The sequence below is a fragment of the Acidithrix sp. C25 genome (genome assembly GCF_904848545.2).
The window spans coordinates 165002-182554 of sequence record NZ_CAJHCI020000008.1; the positions used below are offsets into that span (position 1 = coordinate 165002).

General features: G+C 46.8%; 15 protein-coding genes and 1 pseudogene. 10 read left to right on the forward strand and 6 right to left on the reverse strand.

The window, feature by feature from the left end:
* Window positions 1-12 precede the first annotated feature (12 nt).
* Together ACIDITHRIX25_RS86030 and ACIDITHRIX25_RS86035 are read left to right on the forward strand one after the other, a co-directional pair.
* Complete coding sequence (locus ACIDITHRIX25_RS86030) at window positions 13-375, forward strand: helix-turn-helix domain-containing protein (protein ID WP_201733701.1); 363 nt, start codon at window positions 13-15, stop codon at window positions 373-375.
* 3 nt (window positions 376-378) lie between these two features.
* Window positions 379-987, forward strand: a complete 609-nt coding sequence (locus tag ACIDITHRIX25_RS86035; RefSeq protein ID WP_201733702.1) for an ImmA/IrrE family metallo-endopeptidase — start codon at window positions 379-381, stop codon at window positions 985-987.
* A gap of 77 nt (window positions 988-1064) precedes the next feature.
* Here ACIDITHRIX25_RS86035 and ACIDITHRIX25_RS86040 read toward each other — a convergent pair whose 3' ends face one another.
* Window positions 1065-1394 (reverse strand): hypothetical protein, encoded by a 330-nt coding sequence (locus ACIDITHRIX25_RS86040; RefSeq protein WP_201733703.1) that lies wholly within the window; start codon window positions 1392-1394, stop codon window positions 1065-1067.
* Window positions 1395-1604: 210 nt separating this feature from the next.
* On the opposite strand from ACIDITHRIX25_RS86040, the pseudogene ACIDITHRIX25_RS86045 reads away from it, so the two are divergent.
* A pseudogene (locus tag ACIDITHRIX25_RS86045) lies at window positions 1605-2564 on the forward strand (IS1595 family transposase).
* Between the two features lie 526 nt (window positions 2565-3090).
* Here the strand turns inward: ACIDITHRIX25_RS86045 and ACIDITHRIX25_RS86050 are convergent.
* Complete coding sequence (locus ACIDITHRIX25_RS86050; protein ID WP_201733704.1) at window positions 3091-5304, reverse strand: MMPL family transporter; 2214 nt, start codon at window positions 5302-5304, stop codon at window positions 3091-3093.
* Window positions 5305-5484: 180 nt separating this feature from the next.
* Here ACIDITHRIX25_RS86050 and ACIDITHRIX25_RS86055 point away from each other — a divergent pair, with 180 nt between their 5' ends.
* Complete coding sequence (locus ACIDITHRIX25_RS86055; RefSeq protein WP_152626168.1) at window positions 5485-6084, forward strand: TetR/AcrR family transcriptional regulator; 600 nt, start codon at window positions 5485-5487, stop codon at window positions 6082-6084.
* Between the two features lie 286 nt (window positions 6085-6370).
* The gene (locus tag ACIDITHRIX25_RS86060; protein WP_201733705.1) at window positions 6371-7087 is read left to right on the forward strand and encodes a M48 family metallopeptidase; all 717 of its coding nucleotides are present in this window, start codon (window positions 6371-6373) and stop codon (window positions 7085-7087) included.
* 275 nt (window positions 7088-7362) lie between these two features.
* Here the strand turns inward: ACIDITHRIX25_RS86060 and ACIDITHRIX25_RS86065 are convergent, their stop codons facing one another.
* Window positions 7363-8217 carry an aldo/keto reductase gene (locus ACIDITHRIX25_RS86065; protein ID WP_235347889.1) on the reverse strand — a complete coding sequence of 285 codons (855 nt, stop codon included), beginning with the start codon at window positions 8215-8217 and terminating at the stop codon, window positions 7363-7365.
* Window positions 8218-8746: 529 nt separating this feature from the next.
* Here ACIDITHRIX25_RS86065 and ACIDITHRIX25_RS86070 point away from each other — a divergent pair.
* Entirely contained in the window at window positions 8747-10426 is a 1680-nt protein-coding gene (locus tag ACIDITHRIX25_RS86070) for a sensor domain-containing diguanylate cyclase (protein ID WP_052605270.1), read from the forward strand.
* Window positions 10427-10595: 169 nt separating this feature from the next.
* Here ACIDITHRIX25_RS86070 and ACIDITHRIX25_RS86075 read toward each other — a convergent pair whose 3' ends face one another.
* Window positions 10596-10724 carry a hypothetical protein gene (locus tag ACIDITHRIX25_RS86075; RefSeq protein ID WP_283770457.1) on the reverse strand — a complete coding sequence of 43 codons (129 nt, stop codon included), beginning with the start codon at window positions 10722-10724 and terminating at the stop codon, window positions 10596-10598.
* A gap of 389 nt (window positions 10725-11113) precedes the next feature.
* On the opposite strand from ACIDITHRIX25_RS86075, the gene ACIDITHRIX25_RS86080 reads away from it, so the two are divergent.
* The 3 genes from ACIDITHRIX25_RS86080 (at window position 11114) to ACIDITHRIX25_RS86090 (ending at window position 13334) form a co-directional block, all read left to right on the forward strand.
* The gene (locus ACIDITHRIX25_RS86080; protein WP_201733707.1) at window positions 11114-12013 is read left to right on the forward strand and encodes a heavy metal-binding domain-containing protein; all 900 of its coding nucleotides are present in this window, start codon (window positions 11114-11116) and stop codon (window positions 12011-12013) included.
* A gap of 153 nt (window positions 12014-12166) precedes the next feature.
* Entirely contained in the window at window positions 12167-12922 is a 756-nt protein-coding gene (locus ACIDITHRIX25_RS86085) for a heavy metal-binding domain-containing protein (protein ID WP_349632179.1), read from the forward strand.
* 1 nt (window position 12923) lies between these two features.
* Window positions 12924-13334 carry a hypothetical protein gene (locus ACIDITHRIX25_RS86090; RefSeq protein WP_201733708.1) on the forward strand — a complete coding sequence of 137 codons (411 nt, stop codon included), beginning with the start codon at window positions 12924-12926 and terminating at the stop codon, window positions 13332-13334.
* A gap of 53 nt (window positions 13335-13387) precedes the next feature.
* On the opposite strand, the gene ACIDITHRIX25_RS86095 is transcribed toward ACIDITHRIX25_RS86090, so the two are convergent.
* Window positions 13388-14161: a PIG-L family deacetylase gene (locus tag ACIDITHRIX25_RS86095; protein ID WP_201733709.1), complete on the reverse strand. Its 774-nt coding sequence runs from the start codon at window positions 14159-14161 to the stop codon at window positions 13388-13390.
* Between the two features lie 654 nt (window positions 14162-14815).
* Between ACIDITHRIX25_RS86095 and ACIDITHRIX25_RS86100 the strand changes: the two genes are divergently transcribed.
* A complete protein-coding gene (locus ACIDITHRIX25_RS86100) occupies window positions 14816-16027 on the forward strand; it encodes a YbfB/YjiJ family MFS transporter (protein WP_201733710.1) in 1212 nt (403 codons plus the stop codon).
* A 78-nt stretch (window positions 16028-16105) separates the two neighbouring features.
* On the opposite strand, the gene ACIDITHRIX25_RS86105 is transcribed toward ACIDITHRIX25_RS86100, so the two are convergent.
* The gene (locus tag ACIDITHRIX25_RS86105; protein WP_052605275.1) at window positions 16106-17488 is read right to left on the reverse strand and encodes a UDP-glucose dehydrogenase family protein; all 1383 of its coding nucleotides are present in this window, start codon (window positions 17486-17488) and stop codon (window positions 16106-16108) included.
* Window positions 17489-17553 lie beyond the last annotated feature (65 nt).

Below are 17553 nucleotides of genomic sequence, written 5' to 3' on the forward strand. Positions count from 1 at the left end.
AGGATATATTTAATGACAGATGTTTTGAAATATGTGGCAGGCAGAATACGGCAGCTACGTACCACCTACGGAGAGACAGGCCTCTCACAGGAAGCACTAGCAAAAGAGTTAGGTATAGCCGCTAATACAGTGTCGAGGTGGGAGACTGGAGCATACAAGCCCGATCTGGCTGACTTGGATAAGCTAGCTCGCTTCTTCCACCAGTCCATACTTACTTTCTTTCCGCAAGATACTGATCCCGTCAAGAAAGAGACAGAAGCTTTACTACGAGCAGCAGAGGCTTTACCGGTTGACGATGTTGAGGAACTAGTCCGTTTCGCTGAGTTCAGACGCGCAAAATATATACACAAAGCAATCGAAAAAAACAAAGGCTGAGCAATGAGCCGAAGCCAAACTTATGCTCATGCCAAAGCCGAGGCTCTCCAAGTTCGAGAAACATATGGGATTGATGGCCCATCCCTCAAACTTCAGCAAATGCGAAAGATCTATAAGCATCAGGGAATCGATCTTATTTATTGGCCGTTCAAACTTCGTGTTTTGCGAGGGGCATACATCTGTGACGAAGATGGTCCGACGGTAATGGTTTACAAAAAACTGCCAGATGACCCGAAATTATTTACGCTTGCACACGAGCTAAAGCATCATCTGATCGATAACGGTGCTTGTAGCACTGTAGATAACAGCTCAGATGTACGTGAAATCGCCGCAGAAGTTTTTGCAGCGGAATTGCTCCTACCTGAAGCCATCTTCATTGAAGAACTCCACCAGCGTGGCGTCAGCCTTCACCAGCCCGTGGGTTTGGAAACAGTACAACGAGCTATTATCGACCTGAAGCGAGAGACTGGTACCACATTGAGCTACGCGGGTCTATCCAAGCGCGGTGAACGCTTAGGGTACGCCGCCACGGGCAGTTTGATTCAGACAAAGTGGAAAATATTGGAAGAATCAATTTATGGCAAGCCTTTTCATAGACAAAAGTATGCATAAGGTTGACTTTGGCACCGAAGTTCCTCGCGATCAAAACCCATGAACTTGAGGGCTGATTTTAAATTTGCCGACAATTTTTAGATAGATTGTGTCTGCCGAAAGCGCTTATTCACTCCCTGTCGCTTCAATATCGCTGATACCGTTCGGCGATCAATCTGGTAACATTTTGCCAACTCTTTCACTAAGATTCCAGCTTGATAGGTCTCTATCAATTCGATAACCTCATCAGGATCCAGTCGATGTTGGACTTGTTTTGGTATGAACTCCTTGATTTGAGAGCCATAGTCACAATTATTCAGATTGACAGGTTGTTTTTTGTTTTTTCTCTTGTTATCTGAAGGCTTCCAGCTCATAATCAAAGATTGAGCAGGGTGAACGGGGTTGTAAAGTCCTCGCATCACCTCCACTCGTAGTCATTACCTTGGAACTTTCATCGACAAACCAGGCGATGCAAGTTCCAAGGTAATGAATTGGCATCTTAACGAGCCACACCTCCTAGCAATTACCAACCTACTTATCAACTTTCGTAAGTTTCGCCTCCACCGAGACCAGATTGGAGCTAATCCATAGTAGAACAGATGCTCAATAAAGCTGTCTAGGTAGATATCTCAGGCTTTATGGTACGCTTCCGCGTCGCAAGAAGCATGTGAAGATCATTTGATCAAATTGCTTATGCTATGAGGGGTTTAGATGTCCAAAGTGTAACTTCGATCAATTTACTTTAGTAAGGCCAAATCATTTCAAGAAATGCAGCATCTCGAGCTCCACTTTTTCAATGTAAATCTTGTCACCGCCAAACTAGCGTTACCTCCGGGACTATCTTTCATCGAAGCCATATCTCTTTATCCAAGTGGTTCTCCGCTATCTATCTATTGTCCAACGACAGGCGTGGTCTTTCAGCTACTACCCCCTAGCCATCAGAGCCCTTGCTAAATTCGTTCAAGTTTCTTATTCGACTGGCTGGTTGATGCTAAATAAGCTACCTAAGGCAATGGCTGAGCGCAATGGCTGACCGAAATGGTTTATACAAACTTGGAGAAAACGCCTGAGTAGATGAGTTCTTTTTAGGTGGTGAGAGCCATGGTGAAGACTAAAGAGGAAAAGCAACGACCCAAACCAATCTCCTAATTTGAATATCGATTAGCAATGGTGCTCCTACTCATTGCTTCATGGAAGTAATCAAAGATACCACTGCTAAATCACCCAAAGATGTTTTTGTGAGACGTTGAGATTCTAATACCAAGCTGATAAGTGATGGTAACCCAAGTTACGGGGTATGTGCTGAAAGACCTTGGACTAGCGCACGGGTTCACTCTATCCAAAGACGAACAAGCACATGTAACATTCAAATGGCTCAAGATCCTAAATTGGGAACTGCAAGAAATTTATCGACGGAACATACCACGGAGATGAGGAACATAAGCAACTTATGTCTCGAGGAATTCGCATACCGATTCAACCCAAGGCACTTTGAAATGTCATTGGTAGAGCGACTTCTCAATACATGTGTGTTTGCGTCTCCCCATCCGCTACTCCGCGAATCTGACTCCAAAATGGCTCTTGCTTACGAAACTTGATAAGTCTGAAAAGATACGACTTTGGGGAACACGGAGTCGCCGACTACCACTGATCAGGCGACCTCTCACCTGCCTATCACCGATCTATGAAAGGTTCCACACCATCAGAGGTCTCCGGCCAAGGACGAATCGCTAAAAACCTGTTATTCAGAGTTTTACCCAGCGCCTTTTACCCTTGTTTGGCAGGTCGCATCGGAGCAACAATCTAATCAACACAGACCAACCAAAAGGCCGTTAAAACAAACTTTCCCCTATCCATATCGGAAGTAACCGACTATCGACGAGGGAAAGCCAAATGGAATTCAAGCTGCCCAAGGAGATAAAAAGAAGTCGTACCGAAACTGATCTCCGAAAGATCATCGACTCTAGGTCAGAGATTTTCCAAGAATCAGTGCGACCGGATTATCCATTGAAGGCCAAACAAAGTGACTCTCGCAAGCATCTCTGATAAGTGCTCGGTTCCGGAACCCAACAAACTTGATTAGCAGCTAGCCATGAGAGCTATTTCTGAATTCTTAGACCAACCTCAGTCGACATCAATTCTTGGCACAACTTTATCCAACCACTTTGGAAACCACCATGCGGCATCGCCGAAAAGTTCCATAACTGATGGGACGAGACAGAGGCGAATGATGGTCGCATCAATAATGACACTCACGCCCAAACCCACTCCCAACATCTTGATGACAATATTGGTAGAAGCAACGAAGGCGAAAAAGACTGCCGCCATGATGCTCGCGCCAGAACTGATCACTCGTGCCGTTTGCGAAAGGCCTGATGCAACGGCTAACGACGAATCCTTAGTACGCAGAAATTCTTCTTTTACCCTTGAGATCAAAAAGACTTCATAGTCCATCGACAGTCCGAAGGTAATCGCAAACATAATCATCGGGACGTAGGACTCGATCGGAACCTTCTGGTTCATTCCAACCAACGACGACCCCCAGCCCCACTGGAAGACAGCAACAACAACTCCATAAGCCGCTCCTATCGAAAACAGATTCAACAGGGCTGCCTTGATTGGAATCAATATGCTTCTGAAGGTGGCCATCAAGATGATAAACGCTGCAAGGATAACGAACAAAATGATGATTGGCAATTTTGAAACTACCAACTCTAGGAATTGGATTCCCGAAGCGGTATTTCCGGTAACATATCCCTTTTCTCCACCATTCAAGACCTTGGGAAGGGTAACATTTACCAAATTATCAAAGAGCGCCTTTGTCTGAGAGGCTTGTGGTCCATAAGTCGGAACAACATTGAAATACAAGATGGCTTTATTTGGAGAGAGGTTAGGCACCGTAATGTGAGCAACGTTAGAAAGAGAAGAGATCGAAGTATTTAAATTTTGTTCGAGAGTTCCAAGCGCACTAGAGGAGTTTGCAACGCTTGGGGGAAGCGTTACAACTATCACAAATGGACCATTTGCCCCTTGACCAAAGGCCGAGGCAACGGCGCCGTAGGCTTGCCGGTCTGAATATGTGGTTGGATTGGAGCCTGCATCTAGACGACCAAGCTGCATTGAAAAGAGTGGGATCACTAAAACACCGGCAATAATCGAACCTAAGACCAAAAAGGTCCATGGTCTCTTTTGAACAGAGCGCGAAAATCGATGCCAGAAATCTTCACCCTCGCCCGTCTCTGCAACAGCTTTCCCAAAGTGGATCCGATCCATACGGGTTCCCAAAAGTCCGAATAAGCCAGGGACTAGGGTAATTGCGCCAATGGCAGATGTAACCACACCCACCATCGCCGCCAAGCCGAGCTTACCTATAAAAGTTAGCCCCGAGACGTATAGTCCCAAAAGTGCAACCGAAACCGTGGCCGCAGCAACAATTACGGATCCACCAGAGGTAGAAACCGTTACTCCAGCCGCCTCCGCTGGTGATAAACCATCCATCAGCTTCTGGCGATGCCGGGTAGTCAGAAACAGACAATAGTCAATTCCGACCCCCAAACCCAACATCGTCGTAAGGGTAGGTGAAGTGGTTGAGAAGGTGGTAACTTTGGCGAGCAAGGCCATTATCCCCAGCGACCCCAAGACGCTAATCAAGGCAGAGACGAGTGGTAATCCAGCGGCATATAGCGACCTGAAGGCAAAGGCGATGATCAACAATGCAAGCACAAGCCCAATCAACTCGGACCTAATATCACTTGCCTTGGGATTCGCCAAAAGGCCAAGAGGGTCATTGTAGTAGACATTCACCTTCGCATTTGTTACCGACTTCATCGCAGTTTCAACCGAGGAGATGTAACTAGGCGAGAACAAGGAAGGATTCTGATTGAAGGCAACAGATATGTAAGCCGTCTCACCAGAGACAGAGACAGCGCCGGTGGCGGTTAGGGGATTCGAAACGGAGACGACATTGGGCAATTTGGACAAGCTGGTCAAAGCTTGAGATATTTGCGCGGAAAAGTTACTCAATGGCTTATTTGGGTCAACGAGAACGATCTGACTCGAATATCCAGTTACAGCTTTATTGTTTGCTTGCAAAATAGAAAGACCAGTTGAAGCCTGGGTGTTAGGAAGTGAGTAGTTGTTGGAATAAGTTCCGCCAATCTTTCCCATGAGCACCACTAGAAATACAACTACCAATAACCAAACCAAAATCGAGGTCTTGAAGTGTCGCGCATTCCATGCACCTAGGCGGTATAAAATCCCCGTCGAGGAGGGCCCTCTATTTGAATTGCCCTCCGATGCTAAAGAATCTCGAAACGACCCATCTAGGAGTTCATCCACCTGTTCCTCCAAAAGTAAATATTGTCATAACTGCCATTTAAAATATAATTCAAATTTATGGCACTTCTGCCATTTGTCATAAGCGTCTATAATTAAAGGGGTAATCCAGTCCAACGGAGGAAGATTCTTGAACGAACTTGGTCTAAGAGAAAAAAGAAGCTGCAAACACGGGTTGCCATCATGAAAGAGGCTGGACGATTATTCCAAGAAAAAGGCTTCTTTGATACCACGATTCGAGAAATTGCCGAGTCAGCGAACGTCTCAGAACGCACCTTTTACAGGTATTTCGAGAGCAAAGAGGAGCTGTTATTTTCAAATCTCAAGGAGGTGCTCGCCAAATTCATTCAAAATTTAAAGGTAATCCCCATGTCAAGCGACCCCATAGTCGCTATCAAATTCGCGTTAAACGAAACCTTGGAGGATTCGCCGCCCAATCTAAGCCAGATCCGAAAATTCATAGGGAGTTCGACCATCGTCGACGTCCACAAAGAACTATTGGGGATCATCTTCAACTGGGAGTCATCGTTGGCTCAAGAGATGGAAGGGCGTGCTCGTTACCTCGAACCAGAAGGAAACTCACTCGATCTCAAGATCTGGTCGCTGGTGCTCGCTAGGGCTGTATTCGGAGCGGCTCGAACGGCGCTAAACATATCTAATGACACTGCGATAAGCGCGCGAGAGCGCGATGACCTGATTAGGAGCACCTTCGATAAGTCACTAACGATAATGTTAAGCGGATTCAAGATACCCGCCCTGAAGACCTCGGCCATCGATGCTTAAATCTACCAAATTCTCGACATAAGTCTTGACACCACTAGGGACGCTCCAGACCTTCACTTATTTTTGGCAAAGCTAGAGGCTCAAGGTCAAATAGCCACATAGAACCAGTTCCCTTTTGGTCCCGTGGATCAATACTCACCTTAGAAATCTAACCATTTGCTCAAAGATTCAACCCTACCAAGAAAAATTTCAGCTACCCAAGCGTAAAAGACAGATACTGAAGTAGAAAGATCGAGCTGTTGTATTACGATAGCTCTATGGAAATCGGCACTTTAGGGACACGTAATTGCAGGATTATTCAATCACAGTCAACCACAGGTTAAAATATGCGCGCATCAAGGTCAAGGCTGACCAAAGCGTAGAGGTAGTGGTCCCTTTGGGATTTGACAGGTCCAAGATAGAGCGCTTCGTCCACGAACAGGGTGACTGGATCAGCCAAGCTCAAAACCGACTTGCAAAGCGCGCTGACATTTCTGGACTGCCACAAAAACATGAGCTCCCCGAAACCTTCTATTTGGCCGCAACCAATGAACTTTGGACGATTAAAAAGATATCTGGAGATCCAGCTCATATCTACCTCGAAGAAAAACACCCAAACATCTTGGAATTCACCGGCGGAACCAATAAGACCTCCCTGCAAGCGATTCATCTATTACGCGACTGGACGAAACATAGGGCCAAAGTGGAGTTCACCCCACTAGTGACTAAGCTCGCCTCGGAGATGGGTGTATCTCCAAAAAAGGTGGCCACTCGTATCCAAAAGACTCGCTGGGGAAGCTGCTCAAGTTCAGGGACAATCACCTTAAACGCAAGGCTGCTCTTCGTGGATCCGACTCTAGTGCGTTCGGTCATCTATCACGAACTAGCACATATCACGCACATGAACCATTCTAAAGAATTCTGGCTGCACCTAAGCAAATTCGATCCGAACTGTCATATCAATAAAACGCATCTAAATAGATCGTCTAAGGCAATTCCAAACTGGATGTTGCCCACCTTGTAGAGTCCAATAAAACCCTCTTGCCTGCCTCGAAATCTGAAATTAACCCAAAATTAGCGATCGTCTTAGTGGAAGGGGTCGCCTAATGCTGTTCAAATCAATCCTCAAGATCACTTCATCCTCACATAGTCCATCAATAAGTATTAAAACCTAAGTTTAATAAAGAGCGGAGCACCCTGTTAGAATTGGGCACTCCGCTATCGATCTATTTAAAATAAAGGAATCTTATCGACTTTTAGATCAAATATAACGATCTAAAGCGCCGAAAAAAATCGCGACTATTTATTTCCAATCTCAAAAAGTCTCTTAAACTGATCATCAGAGAGTTTCACCTTGTCGGCGTTGGAATTTTCTACCAGATGGTCCACCGAAGAAGTTCCTGGAATCGGCAGAACCACTTTAGATCTATGTAGCAACCACGCCAACGAGACCTGAGCCGGAGTGGCATCCAGCTCTTTTGCGACTTCGCCTACAACACCAGAACCTCCGGCTAAAGACCCCATCTGAATCGGAAACCAAGGTATAAAACCGATCCCATTTGCTCCACAATACTCCAGGACTGCTTCTGATGAGCGATTCGTTAGATTATACAGATTCTGAACTGTGTCTATCTTTGCGTACTTGGATGCTTCTGTGATATCGCTTACGCTCACCTCTGAGAGACCGATTCTATTCACCTTACCCTCCTTCTGGAGATCGCTCAAAAGACCAATCTGATCCGCAAGATCAACCTTTGGATCTATCCGATGAAGTTGAAAGAGATCGATCCTATCCACGCCCAAACGCCTCAGGCTCATTTCGAGCTCCTGACGCAAATATTCAGGCCGTCCAACTGGATGCCACTGGTTTGGCCCGGTGCGGACGAGACCTGCCTTGGTAGCAATCTTTACACCAGAGGCATATGGATAAAGTGCCTCTCGAATAAGCTCTTCACTTACGTAAGGACCATAACTATCTGCTGTATCTATAAAGTCGATCCCAACGTCTATCGCTTTGCGAAGAACCAAAATCGCTCCGGGACGGTCGATAGGTTCTCCCCAAATTCCAGGTCCGGTTATTCTCATAGCCCCAAAGCCAAGTCGATTGACCTCGAGCGAGCCACCTATATTGAATCTGCCACCTAGTTTTTCCAAAATGCCACCTTCCAGTGAAAGTCGTACAACGCTTTGGTTTCTTGAAAGAAGTAGACCAAAGGCTTTGCACAAAATTAATTTCTTTAACCTTTCAGTTTCAAACATGCTCTATAGATAAAACATTCCCTCGGGCGTCTCCCATCAATTCACCAATTGCACTTTCGCCTAAGCAAGTTGGGTCATCACGCTTTGATAAAAAATTCGAAAGCTACTATCCAAATCTTTCAGACCTGAAAAATAGATATGCCATGTTGGCGGTTCAAAAAATATCGAATTCAAATCTCAAGACAAATATAAATCGGCCAAAAAAGCTTTGATCTATATAATAGAGTCGATTGATTAAATAATCATAAAGTCGCCGCTAGGGTTCCACTAGACAAAATTCGTAATAGTACGTGTTCTAAAACATCAACTATGGAAATTGAATGATAAAGCATACAGAGTTTTCGTCCGACAAGAAACTATTGCAACAGATGATTTATGAACAAGTGACAGGGCCAAAGATTAACAACGCTGAGGTCTGTCCATAATGAGTGATATCCTACCTACGACCTATGCCAAACTTCGATCGGTCATAGATGCGTCCCAGCATTTAACTCAGATGGTCGACGAACATGAACTCTTTGAAACCATAGCGACAAATGTCTGTCGGGATCTTGGCTTTTCCATGTGCGTAATCTTTGTTCTCGAAGGAACCACGTCTTTTGTACCCAAGGTTATCAAAGGATACGATGACGACTTCACACCTCCTCCATCTAACTACGTTCTTCCGATGGAGGCGTTTAAGAAGATCGAGGAGCACGCAAGCAGAATTGGAAACCTATTTTGGGTGGATGGACGTTCCGATCTCATTCGTCATCCTATTATCTTCCCACACGTTGTAGCAACTAAAACAACCAACCCCGACATCGGTGAATGGCATGAAAAATCACTACTAATCGCACCACTGAGGGATCCCAGCGGGAAAGTAGTCGGATTGGTCAACCCTGACGACCCAATCGACGGCCATCTTCCATCGCTCGAAAGCACGCTGATCTTAGAGACCTATGCAAACTTCTGCTCGATCGCTCTCGAGTTAATTCGTGCCAGAACGAATGCAGCTGCAAAAATATTAATACTCGAGGCGCAAAGGTCACAGATCGTCCGGCTATTTGAAGCAAGTAACGCAATTCGCCGTGAAGCTCAGCTCGATGAGATGCTGGAAGACTTTGCAAGGTCGATGTCGCAAGTTGGCGACTTCCAAAGAATAGGCATCTTACTAATCGAGGAAGACAAAAAGACCTTGCGTTTTCAAGCCGGTTGGGGATTTGCGGCCTCGGAGAAAGCGCAACTATCCGCCACAAATATTGACATCTCTCTCTTTTCGAAACTTATGCAACCAGCTATGCTCCAAAGCAAATCTTACGTTTTTGATCACACCCGATTCAACGTGCCCAAAGAGCTAATGGACAGACTAAGCGTCCCTCTGCACACCCAGGAGGTAGAGGCTGGACATTGGCATCCTCTAGATTCTTTGAGCATACCTATGCAAGACGAAAGCGGCCGACTCATTGGCATAATCTCCGCCGACGAACCTCTATCTGGCCTCTTTCCTGAACCATCACACCTTGAGGCACTGGAGTTCTTTGCCGATCAATGTGCAATAGCGGTCTCGCAAGTACAAAAATACAAGTCACTTGAGCGGCGTGCCGAGATCGATTCACTGACCGGCCTTCCGAATCGCGCTACTTTCACTATTGCATTAAACGACGAAATTATAAAGGCATCCCAGGCGGGAGAAGAATTATCTTTGCTGTTTATGGATTTGGACCATTTCAAGGCAATCAACGACTCCTTTGGCCATCTTGGAGGTGATAGAGTCCTCAGAAATGTCGCATCTCTCATAAGAAGCCAAATCCGAAAGACAGACTTCATCTCGCGTTACGGAGGGGAAGAATTTACAGTACTGCTGCCACAGACCAAGATCGAAGAAGCAGTTCAAATTGCCGAAAAAATTCGCCAACAAATTGAAAACAATACAACAAAAATAGATGCTTTGGTCTCGATTAAAGCGACGATCTCAATTGGAGCATCATCGATCAGACCAGGTAATACTCGCTCTCATCACCTAATTGAAGAGCAAACTACTACTCTGATTTCAAGAGCTGACAAAGCATTATACGCCGCAAAAGCGTGCGGAAGAAATCAAGTTTCAACAGATTATCTCTAAACGCGATCTTCATAAATACTGACCTCGATCTACATCGCTCGCACAAGCCAGCACATCCCAAGAGCTTGGCACTTTATATTGTTGCAAAACAAGCGTCCTAAAAACTCTCCTAGCCAGATTGGATCCAGCAGCTACGGTGTCTCTCAATACAGAGATTGAGATCCCTTGATTAGCCCAAGCCCAAGCCCAAGCCCAAGCCCAAGCCCAAGCCCAAGGCCAAGGCCAAGGCCAAGGCCAAGGCCAAGGCCAAGGCCAAGGCCAAGGCCAAGCCCAAGCCCAAGGCCAAGGCCAAGGCCAAAGGTAATCCAAATGGAACAAACTAGGATCGGATCTCAAATCCGAATTGTACAAGAGTGAGAATTTATCCTCGATTCGCTCCCAAAAACCTAACAACTTTTAAAAACCATCGCCATAGGAAATAACTACGACCTTTGGATTACCGAACGAGCAATATCAATGCCAACTAACCCACTTGATCCAGGGGTATTTCCACAATATTTAGGTCAATCGAGTAATAGCCCCTCTTATTGCATTCAAAAGATAGTTAAATAGCTCGAGGCTCAAAGGGATTCGCCTCTATCAATAACTTCCCACTTGCATAAGGAGTTGAAACAATTGGCCTAATCAAGCCCGATAGTGTGGACACAAATCCAACTAAAGGCTAATCTATGATTCAAGGAGTCTCACATGACAGATTGGAATGCCAAAGGATTGCCACCTGCAGCCCAGCGGCGAATTGACAATATACGCACAACTCATCTTCGATCCTCGCTTCTGAGCGTCAACGGAGCAACAGGTGTAGAGTCAGCCGGCTTTACATTTGCTAGCGAGGTAATGGGGGCGATTGTGCTCAACACCACCGGCGCAAGGATGCCAAGTTGTGGGTTTGTAGGTAACTACTATGGCGGTGGACCGTTCGGTGGAGGAAACTTTCAAAACGCTGGAATGGGGGCGATGTTCAACACGGGCTTCAATTCGACCTACGGCAACTATTTCGATATCATCAATTCAGGTTGGAGAAAAGCCATAGAAAGGATGATTCTCGAAGCCACCGAGATTGGCGCTGACGGGGTCGTTGGAGTTCGACTAATGCAAAATTCTCTCGGCGAGGGATCGTCGGAATTTATTGCTATGGGCACTGCGATCTCGTCTAAAGGGAAATTACATTTAAAATCCCCCTTTAGCACCCATCTAAATGGAGCCGACTTTGCCAAACTCGTCCACAGCGGATATATTCCTGTTGCCATTTCAGTTGAAGTTAGTGTCGAGGTCACACACGACGACTATCGCACTCAACGGCAAAACTCGGTCTTCGCACCCAACGTCGAGATCGACACCTACACGGTCCTAGTCAAACAAGCACGGGAATCTGCCCGTCGGGCCTTGAGAAATGACGTAGCTCGAAAAGGCGCCGAAGGCGCCATAATAGAGGAAATGTCACTTCGAATATTTGAAACCGAACCATACGAAAACCACAGAGATCATGTAGCTGAGGTAAGAGTCGTCGGTACCTCATTGGTGAGATTCGACACCAAAACAAAGCCAGATCGACCGATGACGTTTATCTCACTAAAAGACAAGCGGTAAATCTCAATTAGCCAGCGCCTTGACGGCCAAAGATTAACAACCGCGAAAAAAGCAAACGAAGTAGGGAGCGCGAAAAAATTGACTAATGACAACCAAGCAATAGACCCAAGGTCAATCGGAGTACCCGAGGACGCTATTCGCCGGCTTTCTGAGATGAAACCGGGAAAAGCCACCTCTTTATTCACATCTGACCTTTCAGTCAACGAGTTCCTATTGGTGCGTGAAGCAGGATTTCGACCCCTTGGTCTAGTCTTTGGCTCCAGCATCTACCACGTAGGACTCCAAGTCGGAAAGTGGAGCGCCAATCAAGAGTTGACCAAGCTCACCGAAGCGATGTACCATGCCCGCGAGCTGGCGATGACAAGGATGGAAGCGGAAGCCGACATACTTGGTGCCGATGGTATCGTCGGGGTACGACTGGAGGTTGAATTCAAGGAATTCGGCTCAGATATAGCAGAATTCATAGCTGTTGGAACTGCGGTAGTCGCCGATGACAAGGAGATGCACTGGCGTTCGCAAGGAAAGCCGTTCACATCTGACCTTTCAGGACAAGACTTCTGGACTCTAGTTCAAGCAGGATATGCACCCCTCGGAATGGTGATGGGCACCTGTGTCTACCATATTGCCCATCAAAGGATGTTCCAATCCATGTCGAACTTTGGCCAGAACGTCGAAATTCCTCAATTCACTGAAGCGCTATATGACGCTCGCGAACTCGCCATGAGTCGCATGCAAGCCGAAGCCGAAACCCTCCATGCCGAAGGTATCGTTGGAGTCCAGCTCTTGTCACTTCCACATCGGTGGGGCGGCCACACCACGGAGTTCTTTGCAATCGGAACTGCCGTTCGTCCACTTCGCGAAAACCACGTCATAGCCAAACCACAGCTCGTATTGCCACTTGGAGACTAAGGTGACCGATGAACTAGAACCAATCTCTTCGGTAGATATGGTCGCTGCGGCACTTCGTGCCGACACCTCGGATCTTAATCTTCTGGGACAAGCCCTCTCTTCCAAGCTCGAAACTCTTCTTCCTGCAGGAATGGTCGAAGTTCGAAGGGAAAAATCGCTGTCAAACCGTTTTTCCAAACGAGAAGGCAAGGTAATTGCTCTAACGATTCGTACCAACAATCAAGTTCTGGAGCTAAATCAGGACAAACCGGGCCACATAAACCCGCAGATATCCCAGAGTGTAAAAGGAGTAGTAATTTCAAGAAGAAGTGTGGAGTTAGACGACTGGTTGCTCGCTTTAGCTAGTGAACTTACAGCTCTCGCAGCAAGCAACGCCAACGCTAGAAATGCACTTATCAATCTCCTGGGATAGCAACTTAGACGTGGATTGCATTTGAAAACAGATCGATCCACGTCTAAAAAATCCTAGAGTATTGCAGTCCTAAACTCTTTTTCTTTTGGATGACGAGATATAAACCATTCAGTGCCAAACGCTCTAGCGAAGTCTTCGTTGCCTAAGTCGAAGACAAAGGCAACTCCACCGATCTGGCTCCTATGGCGACTTAAAGCCTCTCTCTTGAGAAAGACGTACTCCGAGACGTCAACAGCCGTGTCAATTGCATCCTCGCCCATTCCAAAAGCGCTTTGGGGTTCATCGGGAACCTTCCCTGGGTTGTCAACGGAGTAATCGGCCATTAGTTCCATTAAATAGTCACGATTCATAGTGGCTTGATACACCTCCGACAAACCGGAAATTTCGCAAGCTCTAAGGCCAACCCGATTCACATTTATATGATCCGGATGGCCGTAACCACCGATTTCATCGTAGATGGTTACGACATCGGGCCTCTCAATCGCGATAATCTCCGCCAGAGCCTTGGCCGACTCGTCGATATCTGTCATCCAAAAAGATTTGGGATTGGAATTGCTTTGTGTTCCCATCATCCCTGAATCTCTATAGCCAAGGAAATAGACCTTGTCCACCCCTAGAACTTTCGCGGATTCCAATAGTTCACCGCGACGCCGATCAGGTAGTTCCGATCTATCGGATACAAATCCGGCTGGATATTCACCCTCTTCGCCACCAGTAGCTACGACTATCACTACTCGATGACCATCTGATTTAGCTTTTGCTAAGGTTCCGCCCGTCAAAAGACATTCGTCGTCGGGATGAGCATGAAATGAAAGTAAAGTCGCCATATGTACCTCGTGACAGTCGCAAGAATGAGATGTGAACGCCTATTAGCCATTAGCTCCACGAGATCATCAACGAAGATTGCGAAGATAAAATTTCCCACCAACAAAAACGGCGCCTCAAATTACAACACAATAATAAAAGCCCTTTTAGGTCTAAAAGATCGAGCTAAAAGAGCAGATAGGTCCAATAGATAGAGGTGATGAGTTTTTAGAAAATTACAAACGACCTCCAGAACCAATAAAGCTCCATCAACACATCCCCCTGGCAAATCAACCCATCACGGAGGTTACCCCGGAGGGGGGATCGCTCAGTTACTCCCACCTATCACCCCCGAGATCCAAAGCAAAACCAGAACCTCCCAAGGTAGCTCTTACCCGTCGATCTATCTGATGAGTCGATATTACAGTGACCCACAGCCGATCTGACCTTCGAATCCCACCAACTCGACCGCTATCGACATACATCAAAATAGACCTGAGTAGTTTGGATAGATAGAGTAAATGAAGCCTCAATTAAAAACGAAGATCAATTCCCATCGGTGGAATAGTGAACATAGATACATGTTGTATACAACATTAATTATCTCGTCGAAGTAAGGAACAAAAATTAGCGCGACGGTTGAAACTAAATCAAAAAGAGCTTCTGGAAATCCTTACATGAGTGCTTTCGCGATGTCGTTGGGCGTCGCAACTGCCCTAGGATTCGCACGCTTTTCTTATGGCTTAATCCTCCCCGCCATGAAGTCCAATCTTCACTGGACATACCTAGAAGCCGGCTCGCTCAATATTCTCAACGCTGTCGGATATGGGTTTGGCGCTATTATATCGGCGCCCGTAGCGAAACGATATGGAGCGAAAAAGAGCTTTAGATTCGCAATGGCCGCTATCACGATATTGACATTCGCCCCGGCTATCAATTCATCCCTCGGCTATCTTTTCATCGTTCGAGCAGCATCAGGGGTCTTTGGGGCCATGTTGCTAGTTGTCGGAGGTGCAATTGTTGCCCATTCAAACATTAGAAGTACCCATCGTGTTGCAGCCGGTTCATTAGGGATATTCTTCGGCGGAGCCGGTCTTGGAACGGCGATATCTGGAATCGGCATTCCCCCGCTACTTCACCTGGTTGGCAATAACGAATGGCAAGCTGCATGGATTTTACTTGGAGTTTTGTGCTTCATTAGCCTAATTATCACCAGCGTCGAACTCACCAAACTCACAAACCCAACCCCGCCAAAAGACATTTCCGAAAAGGCACGACTTCGAAGTTACATGCCTTCCTTTCTAGGATATGGAATCTTCGGTGCCGGATACATCTCATTCATGACCTTCATCGTGGCATTCCTTAAACAAAATGGATCGTCTTCAACCTTTGTCTCTGTCTTTTATATAGTTCTTGGAGTCGTTTCGGTCTTTTCAGGATTCTTTTGGGACCGACCTCTAGGCGCGCTTCGGGCAGGATGGGGACTTGGCGCGACCTTGACTGTAATTGCGATCGGGACGATCCTACCCCTGGTCAGCAAAGATCAGGGCGTCGTTCTCCTCTCAGCGGCCCTAATTGGCCTTGGATTGATGGCCGCCACAACAGCCATAACCCGGTTAGCCCAACGCAACTCAGCGCCCTCGCAGGTCGCTAAAATTCTTGGGACTGCCACGCTGGCCATGGCAATTGGGCAAAGCACAGGTCCGCTAGTAACCGGCTACTTCTCCGATACCTCTTCAGGGCTACGAATCGGAATGATCATTTCCAGCGCCTTCTGTTTGATAGCGATTCTGATCACTATTGTTCAAAAAGACTTCGCTCTGGAAAAACTAACTAGAAAAATACGCTGCCAATGCGATACTTCAAAAGAACCAACTACATTTTTCTAAGGTCCAATCCCTTTTTTATGATGGCCACATTGATCTGTATGGCCATCATAAAAGGTCGCGAAAGAAGGTGTTTTTATCTCAAGCGACGCTTTCGTGGCTCATTGTTGTAGTCCAAGAAAGGGGTCTCCAAATAATCGGACGAAACCTGTCTTGGTGGCCCTCTCCGACACCCATCGTTATAAACCCTGCCATCTGCCACTTTTCGATCTCTATCGAACTCGAGCCGTCAAATACTACGGTGCGAGAGTTCATGGCGGTAATCGCAATAGGATCCAGTTGGCCAAATTCTGGCCATGCTGCGCCAAAGACAATTGCATCAACGTCAACGATAGCTTCGCTAAGGGAATCAACTCGCGATGTAATTGAAAACTCTTGAAGCGAAGTCAACTTTGCCATAGGGTCGTAACCGACGACGACGCCACCCCTATTTATAAGTTCGCTGGACAATAAGAGCGCAGGCGAATCACGACAATCATCGGTTCCGGCCTTAAATGCCATTCCCAAAAGGGCGATACGCTTTCCGGATAAACCACCAACCGCCCTGTCAATGCGATCTATCGAACGCTCCCGAGCGGCTCGGTTAGCCAAAATCGCTGCCGACACCACCCCCGAATCGCACCCGAGGGAATCTGCGATAGCGACCATCCCAGAAGTATCCTTTGGAAGACAGGATCCACCCCAACCTATGCTTGGACTCAAAAAGGCAGTTCCTATCCGCGAATCCAAACCAACACCCCGAAGGACGTCGCTGGCTTTGGTTCCAAGTGACTCACATAGTGCTGCAATCTCATTCGCAAATGAAACCTTGACCGCCAAAAAGGCATTGGAGGCATACTTGATCAACTCAGCACCACGGCGGTCCATCTTGAGTAGTGGCATATAGTCGGGGTAGAGCGAAGCCACCACGTCAACCGCCCATTCTTCGCCTCCTATTACGACCCGATCCGGATTCATAAAATCGTCGATTGAGCGTCCTTCGCGTAGAAATTCGGGGTTTGAACACACAGTAGGCTCTACGCCTTCTTTGGCAGCCTCGTGGCAAATGAGCTCCAACGCCTCACATGTTCCAGGAGGTACAGTGCTCTTGACGACTATTGGGAGGCTTGTCGTGGCCGCGCCGGCAACTTCAGCGGCTGCTGCTGCAATAATTGACAGGTTGGGGTTGCCGTTAGGAGATGGTGGAGTACCTACACATAAAAATGCTACATCGACCCCAAAGCAACCATCTGCCATGGAATCACCCAAGATGATTCTTCCATCACGCAGAGATCGCGCAAAGATCTCATCCAGCTGGGGCTCGTAGATAGGTATCTTCCCACGTGAAAGACTCTCCATTCGCTCCTCGTCCTTTTCGATGAGGTAGACCCTATGACCCAATTCCGCGAAACACCCGGCAGCAGTTAAACCTACGTATCCCCCGCCAACAACTAAAATATCCCTGACAACAAAGCGACTTTCCATTTTGAAACTTTTCTCCGTTTCTAACTAAATCAAATAACTACGCCGATCAAAAAAAGACCGACCCT

Coding starts and splice junctions, on each gene's coding strand:
- ACIDITHRIX25_RS86055 (WP_152626168.1), top strand. CDS start 5,485: ATGAAAGAGGCTGGACGATTATTCCAAGAAAAAGGCTTCTTTGATACC.
- ACIDITHRIX25_RS86080 (WP_201733707.1), top strand. CDS start 11,114: ATGACAGATTGGAATGCCAAAGGATTGCCACCTGCAGCCCAGCGGCGA.
- ACIDITHRIX25_RS86035 (WP_201733702.1), top strand. CDS start 379: ATGAGCCGAAGCCAAACTTATGCTCATGCCAAAGCCGAGGCTCTCCAA.
- ACIDITHRIX25_RS86105 (WP_052605275.1), bottom strand. CDS start 17,488: ATGGAAAGTCGCTTTGTTGTCAGGGATATTTTAGTTGTTGGCGGGGGA.
- ACIDITHRIX25_RS86070 (WP_052605270.1), top strand. CDS start 8,747: ATGAGTGATATCCTACCTACGACCTATGCCAAACTTCGATCGGTCATA.
- ACIDITHRIX25_RS86030 (WP_201733701.1), top strand. CDS start 13: ATGACAGATGTTTTGAAATATGTGGCAGGCAGAATACGGCAGCTACGT.
- ACIDITHRIX25_RS86100 (WP_201733710.1), top strand. CDS start 14,816: ATGAGTGCTTTCGCGATGTCGTTGGGCGTCGCAACTGCCCTAGGATTC.
- ACIDITHRIX25_RS86085 (WP_349632179.1), top strand. CDS start 12,167: ATGAAACCGGGAAAAGCCACCTCTTTATTCACATCTGACCTTTCAGTC.
- ACIDITHRIX25_RS86095 (WP_201733709.1), bottom strand. CDS start 14,161: ATGGCGACTTTACTTTCATTTCATGCTCATCCCGACGACGAATGTCTT.